Below are 14,350 nucleotides of genomic sequence, written 5' to 3' on the forward strand. Positions count from 1 at the left end.
ACTTGCATTATACCCTGCAGGTACGGCATGCTGTTTTCCGCCTGATTTTCCCGTTCAGTGAGCCTCTTAATCCAGAATAATACCTGCTGAGCTGCACAGGAAAAATTTAAGTGACAACGTCACTTAGGCTGATTTTTTTAATTTTGACCCAAAAATTGAGCGTATTTTCCGCAACTCAGGCAGAGCAAACGACGATTTACAGCTACTATCTATAAAAACACACTGGCTGTTTCGCATCGGTAAACCTTTAATAATAATAATTTTGAGCCTGCAATTAACACGGGATAAAAAGGATTAGAACGATGCTGTTCTCCCAGACCGGACTTGCGAAGTATCGCTACTATCGCATTGCGCTTGCCTGCGCGATGGGGATATGTACTTTGCTTGTGACTCTAGGCATTCGTATTTACGAACAGGCTCAGGTCATCGCAGAAGACCAGCAACGTGTCGCGCTGCACACCGTTCAAAAGCTGGAAAAACTACTCGAACCTACATCACCTGCAGGTAAAACCGTTCCCGTTGATTCGACACTCGGCTGTAATGTCCTGCAACCCATCTTGCAGCAAAATGTCGCCCGACTGCAGACGTTACGGTCAATCAGCCTGGTAAGTGACGGTAAACTCACCTGTTCAAGCCTTGTCGGCGTACTGGATCTCAGCCTCAGCGACACGTTACCGTCTTTTTCTCAGGGGTTAACGCAGCTTGAGCTTCGCGCTTCAAAATGGAGTCGCGTAGACACTCCGACGCTTATTCTTTGGCATCCCTCGACGCCGGATAACCGTAACGGCGAACTGTTTGTTTATAACATCGGCATATTGTCGAATTTCCTGCTCGAACCGCAACCGCCCTACGCCAGCCATATTGTATTAAACGTCGGCAATCAAAATCTCGAATACGGCAAAAATGACATCATCAACAGCGACCATCTTCCGCAACCTCCGTTGCTGAGTGAGAAATCGCAAAAATATGATTTCTCTGTTTCTATCTTTGGAGAAAAAGCCAGCGAACTGGCATGGAATGAACTTCCCTCACACTTACCCCTTTCGGTGTTAATCAGTCTGCTGACGGCCACCGCGGTTTATCTGCTTTCCGGCAGCCGGATAAGTCTGGCTTATCCGATCAGCCATGGCATTTCACACCGCGAATTTAAGGTCTATTGCCAGCCGATTATCAACAGTGATGACGGCCGCTGTATCGGCGTGGAAACGCTGATGCGCTGGAAAAACCGCAGGCAGGAATGGGTATCGCCTGATGTGTTTATTCCGCTTGCAGAACAGCACGGGTTAATCATCTCGCTAACCCGCTATCTGATTAAAACGGTTGCCGATAATCTGGCGGTGTTCCCGGCGACTCCGGGCTTTTATGTCAGCATTAACGTAGCGGCTCAGCACTTCAATAATATGGAAATTGTGGATGATATCCGTAAGCTGTGGCTTCCGGCTCAGCCTTCAGTTTCCCTGATGCTTGAACTGACTGAGCGCACACGCCTTCAGGAGCTGCGTGCCGCAGAAATTTCGCAGCTAAAAGAAATGGGGATCTTGCTGGCTATCGATGATTTTGGTACCGGCCACAGTTCACTGAGTTATCTCAAAACGCTGAACCCGGACGTGCTGAAGATTGACCAGGCCTTTACAGCGTCCATCGGGACCGATGCCATCAACGCGACGGTCACGGATACCATTATTACGCTGGCACAACGCCTGAATTTGAAGCTGATTGCTGAAGGGGTGGAAACCTGGGAACAGGTTGATTATCTGCGCAAGCGCAGAGTGGATTCTTTGCAGGGCTATTACTTTGCACGCCCGATGCCGATAGAAGTTTTCCCTGTCTGGCTGGAGCGCTATCAGAAATCGACCCAGAATATGGATCTCCAGAACAATCAGACCTCTGTCTGAACCCCCGGCATTTCTTTAATTGATTTCTTTAACTTCAGGTATAAAAAACGGCGACCGGAGTCGCCGTTTTACATTCAGACATTGCGCCAGATTTAGTGGCTTTCGTCCCACTCGTCTTCTGACTTAATCCGGGTGATGCGGACACGCTCGATGCGATAATCTGTCACTTCAAGGATCTCAAAGTGCAGCGACGCCATTTCAATCACTTCACCGGCAACCGGCATCTGGCCTGATTTCGACAGCAACAATCCGGCCAGCGAAGCAAAATCATCATCCGCATTCACCAGATTATTCACGTCGAGAACTTGCTGAAGAAGATGTAAGTCTGTCCCGCCTTTCGCTATCCATGACTCACCGTCAGCAATCACATCTGGCGTTTCATCTTCGTCCGGGAATTCACCGGCGATCGCTTCCAGCACATCCAGTGGCGTCACCAGTCCCTGAATCACACCAAACTCATTGCTCACCACCACCAGACGGCCTTTGGCTTTACGTAATACCGCCAGCAGATTGATCACATCCATGGTTTCCGGCACCACAATCGGCGGCGTTTTTTCGGCGAAAGCCACGATGTTTTCGCCGTTTTCCAGCGCCACCAGCAGGTCTTTCGCACGCACCACACCGATGACATCATCCAGAGAATGACGGCAAATAGGGAATAAACTGTGCGGCGTATCCAGTAGCTGGTTGCGGATTTCAGCCGGTGACTTTTCACAGTCTACCCACGAAATCTCGGTGCGCGGCGTCATAATGGTGCGCAGTGAACGCGATGCCAGTGTCAGAACACCGGTGATCATATGACGTTCTTCTTCTGCAAAAGCTTCTGAAGCAGGCAGCACATCACCCACCGGCTCATCTTCATTCTGATGCTGACGTTTTCCGCCCATCAGACGCTGAATTGCCTCGGCGGTACGCTCACGCATCGGTCTGTTCGACTGGCTTTTCAGGAAGTTACGACGCGCAATCTGGTTGAACAATTCAATCAGAATGGAGAAGCCGATCGCAGCGTACAGGTAGCCTTTAGGAATATGGAAACCGAAACCTTCTGCTATCAGGCTCAGACCAATCATCAGCAGGAAGCTGAGACACAGCACCACTACTGTCGGATGATTGTTCACAAATCGTGTCAGCGATTTAGACGCCAGCAACATCACACCCATGGCGATCACCACGGCGGTCATCATCACAGCCAGATTATTTACCATACCGACTGCGGTAATGACGGCATCCAGCGAGAAGACGGCGTCCAGCACCACAATCTGCGCCACCACGGACCAGAAACTGGCATAGCCGCGATTGGGTGTTCCCTGTTCGTCATGCCCTTCCAGCCGCTCATGCAGTTCAGTTGTGGCTTTAAACAGCAGGAACAGACCGCCGACCAGCAGGATCAGATCCCGCCCGGAGAAACTGAACTGCGCAATGCTGAACAGCGGTGTGGTCAGTTTGACCATCCACGAAATCAGCGACAGCAGGCCCAGACGCATAATCAGCGCCAGCGAAAGGCCAATAATACGGGCTTTATCACGCTGCTTAGGCGGCAGTTTATCCGCAAGAATGGCAATAAAAACAAGGTTGTCGATACCCAGAACAATTTCCAGAACGACAAGCGTCAGCAAACCGACCCAAATTGAAGGGTCCATCAAAAATTCCATGTCAGACTCCGCAACGAGTTAAAGAAAAATGACGCAAAGAAACGCGTGACGTCAGGCGGTCAGAAGACTTGCCAGGAGGAGTCACGACAAAAATGTCAGATGAAAGCGGTTTCAGTGCGGCAGAAATCAGGCCCATTGGGGCGAATTTGCCGGTAAGGATGAGGTGAAAATGCGAAGAATAGTGACGTCGGTGACAGTCCATAGGGAGGGCTGAGGCCCGGTACTCCTGTTCAATGATTCGGAAAATCACTCTATCAGGAATGATTATTTGAATAAAGTGTGTTTTTTTACGATCCGCATCATTTTGAAACATCTATGCTGTTTTATTGTGCGATGTGAAACCGTATTCACACTACGTCTTTCAATAACGGACAACCGTCACAAAAATTATTTTTTCGCACACTAAAATAAATCACGTCGCACAACCTGTTGAGGTTCTGCAATTTTACTGTTTTGCAGTCTTATCAGAAATTAAGGAACGTTAGTACGCAGGGAATGCCCCGTCCGCCTCAGGAATAAAAACGGGTGGATATCATCAGCACCATTACTTATGTGCATAACTCTTTTCAAGAGTTAACAGAGGAGGTAGCGAGTGAGTATTGCTATTATCATCGGCACGCACGGGTCAGCAGCTGAGCAGTTGCTGAAAACAGCGGAAATGATTTTAGGTGAACAAGATAATGTCGCCTATATCGATTTCGTTCCCGGCGAGAACGCCGAAACCCTGATCGAAAAGTACACGGCAAAGTTGGGTGGTTTAGACACCAGCAGCGGCGTCCTTTTCCTGGTCGACACCTGGGGGGGCAGCCCGTTCAATGCTGCCAGCCGTATTGTTGTCGATAAAGAAAATTACGAAGTTGTCACCGGTGTGAATATCCCAATGCTGGCAGAGACTTTCATGGCTCGCGATGACAACCCTTCTTTTGCAGAACTGGTTGCCATTGCAGTAGAAACAGGTCGTATCGGCGTGAAAGCGCTTAAAGCCCCTGAACCTGCTGCCCCGGCCCCTGCTGCCGCACCTGCGCCAAAAGCAGCCGCCCCGGCTAAACCTACCGGTCCGAACGACCATATGAAAATCGGCCTCGCCCGAATCGATGACCGTTTGATTCATGGCCAGGTAGCGACCCGCTGGACCAAAGAAACCAACGTGACCCGCATTATTGTTGTCAGCGACGAAGTCGCTGCCGATACCGTGCGTAAAACGTTGCTGACTCAGGTTGCTCCTCCTGGTGTTACTGCACACGTTGTTGACGTCGCTAAAGCCATCCGTGTCTGGGATAACCCAAAATACGCTGGCGACCGCGTGATGTTGTTATTCACTAACCCGACTGACGTTCTGCGTGTGGTTGAGGGTGGCGTGAAAATCACCTCCGTAAACATCGGTGGTATGGCTTTCCGTCAGGGTAAAACTCAGGTGAATAACGCAGTGTCTGTCGACGAAAAAGATATCGAAGCCTTCAAGAAATTGAATGAAAAAGGTATCGAACTTGAAGTGCGTAAAGTCTCTACAGACTCTCGCCTTAAGATGATGGATCTCATTAATAAGATGAATTAATAAGCGCATCGACACTGTGCAGATTCCCTCAACGTTATCTGCCTGATGTGCCTGTTTATACTCAGCGTCCTTTGGTCATAGGAGAAGTGCAATGGAGATCACCACACTACAAATTGTGCTGATATTTATTGTTGCATGTATTGCCGGGATGGGTTCGATCCTGGATGAATTTCAGTTTCACCGCCCGTTAGTTGCCTGTACTTTGATCGGTTTTGTTCTTGGTGATGTTAAAACCGGGATCATCATCGGGGGTACATTGGAAATGATCGCACTTGGCTGGATGAACATCGGTGCTGCTGTTGCGCCAGATGCCGCCCTCGCCTCAATCATTTCTACCATTCTGGTTATCGCAGGTGGACAGTCTGTCGGTGCCGGTATCGCACTGGCTATCCCGCTGGCTGCTGCGGGTCAGGTATTAACCATTATCGTTCGTACCATCACCGTTGCTTTCCAGCACGCAGCGGATAAAGCGGCCGAGAAAGGTAACCTGAATGCCATTACCTGGATCCACGTTTCCGCGCTGATTCTGCAGGCAATGCGTATCGCAATCCCTGCGGTGATTGTTGCTGTCTCTGTGGGTACTGCTATTGTTCATGACCTGCTGGCATCTATCCCTGAAGTGGTCACCAACGGTCTGAACATTGCCGGTGGTATGATCGTTGTGGTTGGTTACGCCATGGTTATTAACATGATGCGTGCTGGCTACCTGATGCCATTCTTCTACCTTGGTTTCGTTACTGCCGCATTCACCAACTTCAACCTGGTTGCACTGGGTGTGATTGGTGTGGTGATGGCTGTTCTTTACATCCAGTTGAGCCCGAAATACAACAAGTCTGCGCAGGCAGCGGCTGCACCGGGTGTTAACGATCTCGACAACGAATTGGATTAAGGGTGAAGGACATGGTTGATCAAACTGCAGTTAAAAAACTCACGGCCAGCGATATTCGCGGTGTGTTTATGCGCTCCAACCTTTTCCAGGGGTCATGGAACTTCGAACGTATGCAGGCTCTGGGCTTCTGCTTCTGTATGGTGCCTGCAATCCGTCGTCTCTACCCTGAAAATAACGACGATCGCAAAGCGGCTATCAAACGCCACCTGGAATTCTTCAATACCCATCCATACGTTGCAGCCCCTGTACTGGGTGTAACGCTGGCGATGGAAGAACAGCGTGCCAACGGCGCACCTATCGACGACGCGGCCATCAACGGCCTGAAAGTCGGTCTGATGGGGCCTCTGGCCGGTGTGGGTGACCCGATCTTCTGGGGTACCGTTCGTCCGGTGTTTGCTGCACTGGGCGCAGGTATCGCGATGACCGGCAGCCTGTTGGGTCCGTTGCTGTTCTTCGTTCTGTTTAACCTTGTACGTCTGCTGACCCGTTACTACGGCGTGTCTTACGGCTACAAAAAAGGTGTCGATATCGTTAACGATATGGGCGGCGGCTTCCTGCAGAAACTGACTGAGGGGGCGTCAATTCTCGGCCTCTTTGTCATGGGGGCCCTGGTTAACAAGTGGACGCACGTTAACATTCCACTGGTGGTATCGAAGATAACCGATCAGACAGGCCATACCACCGTCACCACGGTCCAGACGATTCTGGATCAGCTGATGCCAGGTCTGGTGCCATTACTGCTGACCTTCGGTTGTATGTGGCTGCTGCGTAAGAAAGTTAACGCCTTGTGGATCATCGTTGGCTTCTTCGCCATCGGTATCTTCGGTTACTGGATTGGCCTGTTAGGTCTCTGATAACCGCTAAACCGGGGGATCATTCCCCCGGTTTTTTTATGACCTGATTTTGCTGTTTTGATTTGCCTTTTGTGGCCGTAAGCTGGAGTTTTCATGTCTGTTACCGATATTGTCCTCGCTCTTTTCATCCTCCTGTTGCTGGCCTACGCCATCTACGATGAGTTCATCATGGGGACCAAAAATGGTGAAACGCGGCTTCGTGTGAATCTCAGACGCCGTAATAAGCTGGATTCCATTATCTTCATCGGCCTGCTGGCGATTCTGCTTTATAACAATATCCATGCTAATGGTACTGCTGTAACCAATTACCTGTTAATTGGTCTGGGGCTGATTGCTTTTTATCTCTCGTTCATCCGCTGGCCAAAAATGCTGTTCAAGCCACAAGGATTTTATTTCGCGAACACCTTCATTACCTATGACAGGATCCGCAGCATGAATCTTTCAGAAGATGGTGTACTGGTATTTGAATTAGAACAGAAAAAGTTATTAATCCGCGTTAATGAGCTCGACGACCTGGAAAGAATTTACAAATTAATGGTTGAAAATCAATAAACTGAATCATAGTCACGAGTCTATCAGTTATAGCCATAGGTATATTTATGGCTTTACTGCTTAAGTAAATCCATAATATTCCCGCACTAACCAGATTGTTATTTAACCCTACATTTAGAATCATTTTCCCTGCCCAATAATAATCCCTAGCCGGATATTAAAACCCTTATTTTAATTGTTGTTGTCCTGAATAAAAATATCATGGTAAGGTTGCGCCGTTATTTGGGGGGTATACTCGTGAACTTATCCGCAACGCTTATTCTTGCCTTTGGCATGTCCATGGACGCTTTTGCGGCGTCCATTGGTAAAGGTGCTGCCCTTCATCGTCCTTGCCTGCGTGAAGCCCTCCGCACTGGCCTGATTTTCGGTGCCATAGAAGCCATTACTCCCCTGATTGGTTGGAGTCTGGGTTTATTTGCCAGCCAATACATCATGCAATGGAGCCACTGGGCCGCCTTTATTCTGCTGTTTATGCTTGGCATCCGAATGATTGCTGAAGGGCTGAAAGATAAACCGGATGATGACCTTACAACGGCAACACGCCATAGTTTCTGGATCCTGGCCGCTACGGCGACTGGCACAAGTCTGGATGCGCTGGCAATCGGTGTAGGATTAGCGTTACTGGAAGTGAACATCATCCAGACAGCGCTCTGTATCGGTATGGCAACCCTGCTGATGTCCACGTTAGGCATTATGGTAGGACGCTTTATCGGCCCGCTGTTAGGCAAATGGGCCGAAGTTTTAGGGGGCGTGGTTTTGATCGGAATCGGATCGAGTATCCTGCTTGAGCATCTGGGGTATTTACGCTGAGGGGCGCTGATGTATTCTGATGAGAAAATCTGTTTCACACTCAAAGGCCGTCTGAGCTTTTAAAGCTGTCATCACGTCTTCTGTTGCCCGCCAAGCGAAAGGCGTCATCTGCAACAAATCAAAGGCCTGTGCGCCTGAAAGGCTCATGTTATAGGCCAGCGCTTCGGTGCTGATCCGCTCAAAACCATCCAGTTTCTCATCCAGATCGGCATGCAATTGTACATCCTGATAAATCAGCCCCTTCATCTGGTATAAGTGACGCGGCCCCGGCGCGACAGTCACCACTAAACCACCGGGTTTGATGGCCCGGTAAAGCTCCTGAGCCTTACACGGCGCATAAATGCGAATGACCGCGTCCAGAGAGCTGTCGGCAAAAGGCAAGCGGTGGCTGGAAGCCACACAAAATGACACGTCGTGATAGCGTTTGGCAGCATAACGGATAGCCACTTTAGCCACATCCAGACCATAGACTTTCAGCGCGCGGTGCTGCATTAACCGGTCTGCGAAAGCCGCGGTGTAATACCCTTCCCCGCAACCAATATCGAGTAGTGTCTGTGCATCTTCAGGAATAACGTCATCGAGGATATCCGACAGGCGGTCCCGCAAAGGCTGATAATGACCCGCATCGAGAAATGCGCGACGCGAAATCATCATTTCCGGGCTGTCACCCGGCTGCTTCGAGCGTTTGTGCTGTACGGGCATCAGATTAACGTAACCCTCTTTGGCGTTATCAAACTGATGATTGGCCGGGCAACGCCATTGCTGTTCGGACAGCGTAAGCGGCTGGAAACAAAGCGGGCACTGATACGTCATGAAGAAAACCTGCAAGGAAAGTCTGAAGAGGCGAAAGTTCGCAATAGAGGTAAGTCTAAAGAAGGCGCCCTGAGGTTGCAACTGCTGGAAAATCCGCATAAAAGGCAGCTACACTGAAGCCATATCATTTTCCTGACCGAGACACGAGATGAGTGACAACTCAGTTTTACTCAGCCACATCCCCGGCATTTTGCATGGTTTCGGTGATAAAGAATCCCTGCTTCCCGCTCACCTGCAATCTTTTGAAGCCACGCGCCCGGAAAAGAAACAGGTTCATGGTACCCGGATTGTTGATGTGACTCAGCCCGGACAGGATTGCGGCGACGCGGACGGATTTATCACCTCCGTTCCCGGTATTCTTCTGGCCGTATTTACCGCGGACTGTTTGCTGGTCATCTTTTGTCGCAAAGATGGCAAAGAAGTGGCCGTGGTTCACGCAGGCTGGCGTGGACTTATCGACGGTATTCTGGAGAAAATGGCGCAACGGATTAATCAGTCAGGTGATACCCATGACTGGGTTGTCGCCATCGGCCCTGCGGCGCAGGCTTGCTGTTACGAGGTCAGTCAGGAGCTTGTGGATACATTTATGCAACAACTCGACTTCCCCCCTGCCCTGATTTCGCCACGTCATCGTCACCTTGATCTGGCTGCGATTGCAAAAGCTAAACTACAGGTTTTGGGATTTTACGAAATTGACCACGCTGGCAGCTGCACGATTTGTACAACCGCGGGTTGTACAACCGGGGGGACAGCATTCAAATACACCAGCTTCCGGCGTAACAGTCATCAGCGGGCAAAAGACCCCTCGCATCCGGGCATCAGCGGGCGAAATCAGCAATCCGGTATCGTGATTCTGGGATAAAGTGATCTTGCAATAACAGCCCAACATGCTGAAAAACAAACACAAAAAAACCCGCCTTGGCGGGTTTTTTTACAGCTGGCGCTGCTTAGATTGCAGTTACGTTAACTGCTGACGGGCCTTTCTGGCCGTCTTGGATTTCGAACTCTACGTTCTGGCCTTCAGCCAGAGTTTTGAAGCCGTTACCCTGGATTGCAGAGAAGTGTACGAACACATCTTTGCTGCCGTCAGCAGGAGTAATGAAACCGAAACCTTTAGACTCGTTGAACCACTTAACTTGACCTTTGATCTTTGCCATCTTGAGTATTTCCTTTGGATTGTTTAAACCGCCCGTGGGCGTTACATAGACAAACTAGAGTCGTTACTGCTTGAGGCACTAAGATTAGAATCGGCAGAGAAGCGGTATTCAACGTGAACGTCTTTACTCAGAACTTCTATACTGAAAATGCCACACATATACAGAACTGTACCTCGTTTTACCCAGATGCGTTATCACATACTCTGAATTCGATGGCAAGCCATTTTTAATCAGTGATGGACATGTCGCACATATTTGAGCCGGTTAAAGGCACTTCGTGTTCAGTTATGCTGAAATATGTTGATAGACATGCTTTTTTCTGCTTTGCAGTTTAACCTGCATATCAAACAAAACAATAACGACCTGTTTTTGATTATTGATCATTTAATGCAGAACCGTAAGCGTAAAACACACCTTTATTTGAATTTTTATTGTCAAGATCGGCTAAAACCTTTTGCCGGGGATCTCATAGGGCGTGGCAAAGCAACACGTCTGATCAGGTCAGGTTCGGGTGACAGCGCGTCTGTCAGGCAAGTTGCGCACTTGTGCAACAGAACGGGCAAACGCCTGAACGCATATCCGGGCCATATGACTGGTTATGCAATAATCAATTACGCCACAGAGGGATAAAATGGTGCAAAACAGAACGCAGACCACAATGAATGCACCTAAACCGTGCGTCTTCACCCTTTATCTAATAATACACAAAATTCGCATAACTCTTGGGGTTACAATTCTAAACCCCCCACGCGTCTAATACTTATTTCTTATCATCTCGTTTTTAACAATATAATGAATTAAAGTTTGCGAGTTGGTTAAATCGGTATAACACTTGCGCAAAATTTTAAAAAGGACTTATTCATATATAAAAAATCAATATGAAGATTTTATATTTAATACCGTGATCAAAATCCCATATTATTGCTCTGATTGGCTTGAAAAACAGGCAAACAGCGATGCCCGAGCAGGCACGATTGGCGGTGACGGGCGAATGGCGTTCAGCGACACAATCAGCATAATACACTGTATCTTAAGCAATCACAGGGATGAGCATCCGGCCAGCAGGTTTTTACCCTTGCAGAAACAAATAATTATTTCATCGAAAAAAATCCCCGCATGGAAAAACAATCCTTACGGGGATATTTATTAACAAGTCAGTAACCCCTTCTCAATGTAAGGCATTATAACATCAACGCCTTAATTGATAATACTTCTCATTTAATAACCACCAAATTCCACTTTATAATCCGTAAAGAATGGGTAAATGAAATTCAGTCTTTAGAAATGCTTGCGCCAATTTTTAAGGGTTTAAATTCCATTTCAGGCGAGTCACTTTGAGATATAGCCTCTGCTAATTCGTTTAAAGGTTGATCCAGCGAGTCATCGGCTAATTCAAAAACACCCCAGTGGATCGGCACGGCTTTCTGACAGCGTAGTTGCGAGAAGACACTCACCGCTTGTTGCGGATCCATATGTTGCGCACTCATGAACCATCTTGGTGCATAGGCACCGACAGGAATTGCGGCTAAATCAAAAGGTCCAAGACGCTCACCGATCAGTTCAAACTGATTGCTGTAACCACTGTCCCCGGAAAAATAGAAGCGCAAATCAGCGTTTCTGACGACCCAGCCACACCACAGGGACTGATTACGATCCCAAAATGTCCGCATACTCCAGTGGCGCGCAGGCACGGCTGAGAAAGTCAGATCACCAAACTGATGTTCCTGCCACCAGTCAAGTTCTTCGATATACCGCGCTCCGCGCTGCTCAAGCCACGGCTTCATGCCCAAAGGCACCATAAACTGCACCTCCGGAAAACGGCGCAACAGCTTGCGGACGGTCGCGCGATCCAGATGGTCATAGTGATTATGCGAAAACAATACCACGTCGATGGGAGGCAATTTTTCAACGGGTGCAGCGACGGGGGTTTTGCGTTTAGGTCCGTAGAAGCTCAGCGGCGAGGCACGATCCGACAGTACGGGATCCATAAGAACGTAACGCCCGGCCACGCGGAGCAGTAAACATGCGTGACCTAAAAACCATAAGCGATCATCCGTTCCGCTAAAATCAGCTTTCTGCCACCACTGGCTGATGAAATGTTCGTAGCCTTTCTCTGGCGGCGCAGGCAGCCGCTGGGCTTTGCGTTCTTTTCTCCAGCGTTTGAAGTCACCCTCCCGGCGATTCTGCGGTTCGACATTGGTGAAACCGTCAGGCGTATGATGAGATTTTGAAGGATCGTAATACGGATTTTTACCAGCCATAGAACTCCACGGGAAAGCTTTCCGGTTTGAACGCAATGTGATTACATCATTTTAAGTAGCATATTTGATAATCACACTACAGCGAGAAAGTGAAAAATTATGTGCCAGTTCAGCAGCTATCAACGGTTAAGAAAATCTTAATAACTGTGTGTTTTACTGAGGACATTCAAAAAGGAGGAAATTTATGACCAGGAACACGACTCAACGTCCGCGCTCATTTACTGCGCGACTGACGCATATTATGCAGATTCAGACTCAGTACGGTCGCCTGTGGCTTAGCTCACGTTTTCGCCGTATCAAAGTCCCTGCTTCACTGAAAGTCATCGCCTTCGCTATTCTGACGCTGATGGTTCTGGCGATCACCGGCACAATGCTGCTGATGCTTGACCTGATCAGCCTGATGTCGAGGCTGCTGAAGCGCCCTTTCCGTCGGGGAAATGCTTACCGGCGCCAGCTGATGCGAAAGCCTGTATAAAACAAAACCGTGTCGGTTTAACGACACGGTTTGAGATTACGGGGATGTATTCCTGATTTCAGGCAGGCATACCGCAAAGTTTGGTCAGATTTCTGGCGCCGATCATGAGTGTGGCAACATAGGATTGTCTGCGCGTGACGACTTCGACCGCAACACGCGCATCTTTATACTTAATGAGATAGGTAGAAGGCCAGCCCTGCCGGCGCTTGCCGTAGGCTTTTTCATGACTGTCGATAGCTGCGTGAGCAACCACCAGATGGGAGAGAGTTTTATCACCTTTAATGATGCGCTTCATAATGGACTCCGCCTTAGACACAACTGTCAAAATGAGGAAACATTAATCACTTGATACGCATCGCTTTATGCGACGCTTATTCGAATCACTTCTTTGCAAAACTTTGTCACAATCTGAGTATCTCTGCGCTTTAACTTATGCGCAAGTCTTACTAAGCAGGAAACATACCATTGCTGCACGAAGAGGCCGTTTGCTTTGCGCCTGCCACTGGCCCTGAGAGCTGTTGATTTCAGCCAGCCAAAGGGGATCGCTCTGCAACTCTTTAAAATTGATGCTGATTTTGTTGGCGCAAATAATCGGCCACGCGTCGGAGGGGTTGTTGCAATAATCTTTGCCTTTCATACCGCCGTAAGGATACCACTTCTCAGGTTCCTCTCCCGTCAGTAAAGCAATGTTGTGGTTTACTTCGCTATCGTTTTCTTCCGACCATTTGATCATCAGTTCTTCCATCCTGCAAGGCACATGCGTGGAGACTACCCGAAGAATAAGACAGATTTATGAAGGAATAACAAAAGCGAAAAACCCGCCAGAGAGCGGGTTTTTCGCAACTAAATTATCGTTCAGGAATAAAACCACGCAGGCTGAGAGCAGAATCCTCCTCTGCTTCAACAGGAGCCACTTTGCCTCTTGCCTGTGCAGCGAGAACCTTGAGCAACTCGGTTTGCTGGCGCTGTTGCTCAGCTATCTCATGCAACAAAGCGATTTGTTCATTTGCCCGGACGCTGGCACGGCTGACAAAAAACCACACCAGCAGAAATAACAAAACTGAGAGTGCGCACAGCACCAATGAAGCCAGGCTGTTTTGGCCCATTGCGAAATCAAACATTGACTACCCTACCACTGAATGTTCAGAGCCTTCATCTTACCATCACCGGCAGGTCAGGGAAGTCATTCACAAATCCATTAACGAAAAAACAGCCTTTTCTTACTGCCGGACTGCCGGCAGATAGGATTTCAGGCAGAGATACCCTAAAAAGGGATAAATGAAGTGATCGCACATACGCCCAGATCAAAGTTTCCGCCCTGATCGCAATAGCTGTTGAGCGCAAGCAGGTATAGACCCATGCAAATGAGCAGGAAAAGGACGAACATCACGATTCTCCTGACATTGAAAACAGGCTTTTTCAATTTGATGGCGGGTC

The 14,350-nt window shown here is 48.7% G+C and carries 18 protein-coding genes; 9 read left to right on the forward strand and 9 right to left on the reverse strand.

From position 1 onward, the window contains the following. Positions 1-302 precede the first annotated feature (302 nt). The gene (locus tag J1778_RS07105; RefSeq protein ID WP_217172581.1) at positions 303-1,895 is read left to right on the forward strand and encodes an EAL domain-containing protein; all 1,593 of its coding nucleotides are present in this window, start codon (positions 303-305) and stop codon (positions 1,893-1,895) included. Positions 1,896-1,987: 92 nt separating this feature from the next. Here the strand turns inward: J1778_RS07105 and J1778_RS07110 are convergent, their stop codons facing one another. After that, positions 1,988-3,547, reverse strand: coding sequence for a TerC family protein (locus J1778_RS07110; RefSeq protein ID WP_217172582.1), 1,560 nt, complete (start codon positions 3,545-3,547; stop codon positions 1,988-1,990). Positions 3,548-4,139: 592 nt separating this feature from the next. Here J1778_RS07110 and manX point away from each other — a divergent pair. The 5 genes from manX to mntP all read left to right on the forward strand — a co-directional run bounded on the left by manX (position 4,140) and on the right by mntP (position 8,207). Beyond that, positions 4,140-5,102, forward strand: coding sequence for a PTS mannose transporter subunit IIAB (gene manX, locus J1778_RS07115; RefSeq protein WP_217172583.1), 963 nt, complete (start codon positions 4,140-4,142; stop codon positions 5,100-5,102). Between the two features lie 91 nt (positions 5,103-5,193). Next, the gene (locus J1778_RS07120; protein WP_112291058.1) at positions 5,194-5,991 is read left to right on the forward strand and encodes a PTS mannose/fructose/sorbose transporter subunit IIC; all 798 of its coding nucleotides are present in this window, start codon (positions 5,194-5,196) and stop codon (positions 5,989-5,991) included. Positions 5,992-6,002: 11 nt separating this feature from the next. Beyond that, positions 6,003-6,845, forward strand: coding sequence for a PTS mannose transporter subunit IID (locus J1778_RS07125; RefSeq protein WP_120506051.1), 843 nt, complete (start codon positions 6,003-6,005; stop codon positions 6,843-6,845). A 93-nt stretch (positions 6,846-6,938) separates the two neighbouring features. Then, a complete protein-coding gene (locus J1778_RS07130; RefSeq protein WP_217172584.1) occupies positions 6,939-7,397 on the forward strand; it encodes a DUF986 family protein in 459 nt (152 codons plus the stop codon). 237 nt (positions 7,398-7,634) lie between these two features. Further along, entirely contained in the window at positions 7,635-8,207 is a 573-nt protein-coding gene (mntP, locus tag J1778_RS07135; RefSeq protein WP_217172585.1) for a manganese efflux pump MntP, read from the forward strand. Here mntP and rlmA read toward each other — a convergent pair. Continuing rightward, positions 8,199-9,020, reverse strand: coding sequence for a 23S rRNA (guanine(745)-N(1))-methyltransferase (rlmA, locus tag J1778_RS07140; protein ID WP_217172586.1), 822 nt, complete (start codon positions 9,018-9,020; stop codon positions 8,199-8,201). The genes mntP and rlmA overlap by 9 nt on opposite strands. Positions 9,021-9,168: 148 nt before the next feature. Here rlmA and J1778_RS07145 point away from each other — a divergent pair, with 148 nt between their 5' ends. Next, positions 9,169-9,882 (forward strand): purine nucleoside phosphorylase YfiH/LACC1 family protein, encoded by a 714-nt coding sequence (locus J1778_RS07145; protein WP_217172587.1) that lies wholly within the window; start codon positions 9,169-9,171, stop codon positions 9,880-9,882. Between the two features lie 85 nt (positions 9,883-9,967). Here the strand turns inward: J1778_RS07145 and cspE are convergent, their stop codons facing one another. Both cspE and J1778_RS07155 read right to left on the reverse strand, forming a co-directional pair. Next, on the reverse strand, positions 9,968-10,177 hold the full coding sequence (cspE, locus tag J1778_RS07150; protein ID WP_002221949.1) for a transcription antiterminator/RNA stability regulator CspE: 210 nt from the start codon (positions 10,175-10,177) through the stop codon (positions 9,968-9,970). Positions 10,178-10,218: 41 nt separating this feature from the next. Continuing rightward, the gene (locus J1778_RS07155) at positions 10,219-10,335 is read right to left on the reverse strand and encodes a DUF2627 domain-containing protein (RefSeq protein ID WP_071823629.1); all 117 of its coding nucleotides are present in this window, start codon (positions 10,333-10,335) and stop codon (positions 10,219-10,221) included. A gap of 674 nt (positions 10,336-11,009) precedes the next feature. On the opposite strand from J1778_RS07155, the gene J1778_RS07160 reads away from it, so the two are divergent. After that, complete coding sequence (locus tag J1778_RS07160) at positions 11,010-11,327, forward strand: hypothetical protein (RefSeq protein ID WP_217172588.1); 318 nt, start codon at positions 11,010-11,012, stop codon at positions 11,325-11,327. 121 nt (positions 11,328-11,448) lie between these two features. Here the strand turns inward: J1778_RS07160 and J1778_RS07165 are convergent, their stop codons facing one another. Then, positions 11,449-12,438 carry an MBL fold metallo-hydrolase gene (locus tag J1778_RS07165; protein WP_217172589.1) on the reverse strand — a complete coding sequence of 330 codons (990 nt, stop codon included), beginning with the start codon at positions 12,436-12,438 and terminating at the stop codon, positions 11,449-11,451. A 184-nt stretch (positions 12,439-12,622) separates the two neighbouring features. Between J1778_RS07165 and J1778_RS07170 the strand changes: the two genes are divergently transcribed. Next, the gene (locus J1778_RS07170) at positions 12,623-12,913 is read left to right on the forward strand and encodes a hypothetical protein (protein ID WP_217172590.1); all 291 of its coding nucleotides are present in this window, start codon (positions 12,623-12,625) and stop codon (positions 12,911-12,913) included. A gap of 58 nt (positions 12,914-12,971) precedes the next feature. Here the strand turns inward: J1778_RS07170 and J1778_RS07175 are convergent, their stop codons facing one another. From J1778_RS07175 to mgrB, 4 genes are all read right to left on the reverse strand, one after another. Beyond that, positions 12,972-13,208, reverse strand: a complete 237-nt coding sequence (locus J1778_RS07175; RefSeq protein ID WP_013576199.1) for a DUF4060 family protein — start codon at positions 13,206-13,208, stop codon at positions 12,972-12,974. 135 nt (positions 13,209-13,343) lie between these two features. Further along, entirely contained in the window at positions 13,344-13,646 is a 303-nt protein-coding gene (locus J1778_RS07180) for a phage protein NinX family protein (RefSeq protein WP_217172683.1), read from the reverse strand. Between the two features lie 115 nt (positions 13,647-13,761). Next, on the reverse strand, positions 13,762-14,034 hold the full coding sequence (locus J1778_RS07185) for a YebO family protein (RefSeq protein ID WP_217172591.1): 273 nt from the start codon (positions 14,032-14,034) through the stop codon (positions 13,762-13,764). A 143-nt stretch (positions 14,035-14,177) separates the two neighbouring features. Next, a complete protein-coding gene (mgrB, locus tag J1778_RS24705) occupies positions 14,178-14,300 on the reverse strand; it encodes a PhoP/PhoQ regulatory lipoprotein MgrB (protein ID WP_338019639.1) in 123 nt (40 codons plus the stop codon). Positions 14,301-14,350 lie beyond the last annotated feature (50 nt).

Origin of the sequence: Rahnella bonaserana, from assembly GCF_019049675.1 — a bacterium.
Taxonomy (GTDB): Bacteria; Pseudomonadota; Gammaproteobacteria; order Enterobacterales; family Enterobacteriaceae; genus Rahnella; species Rahnella bonaserana.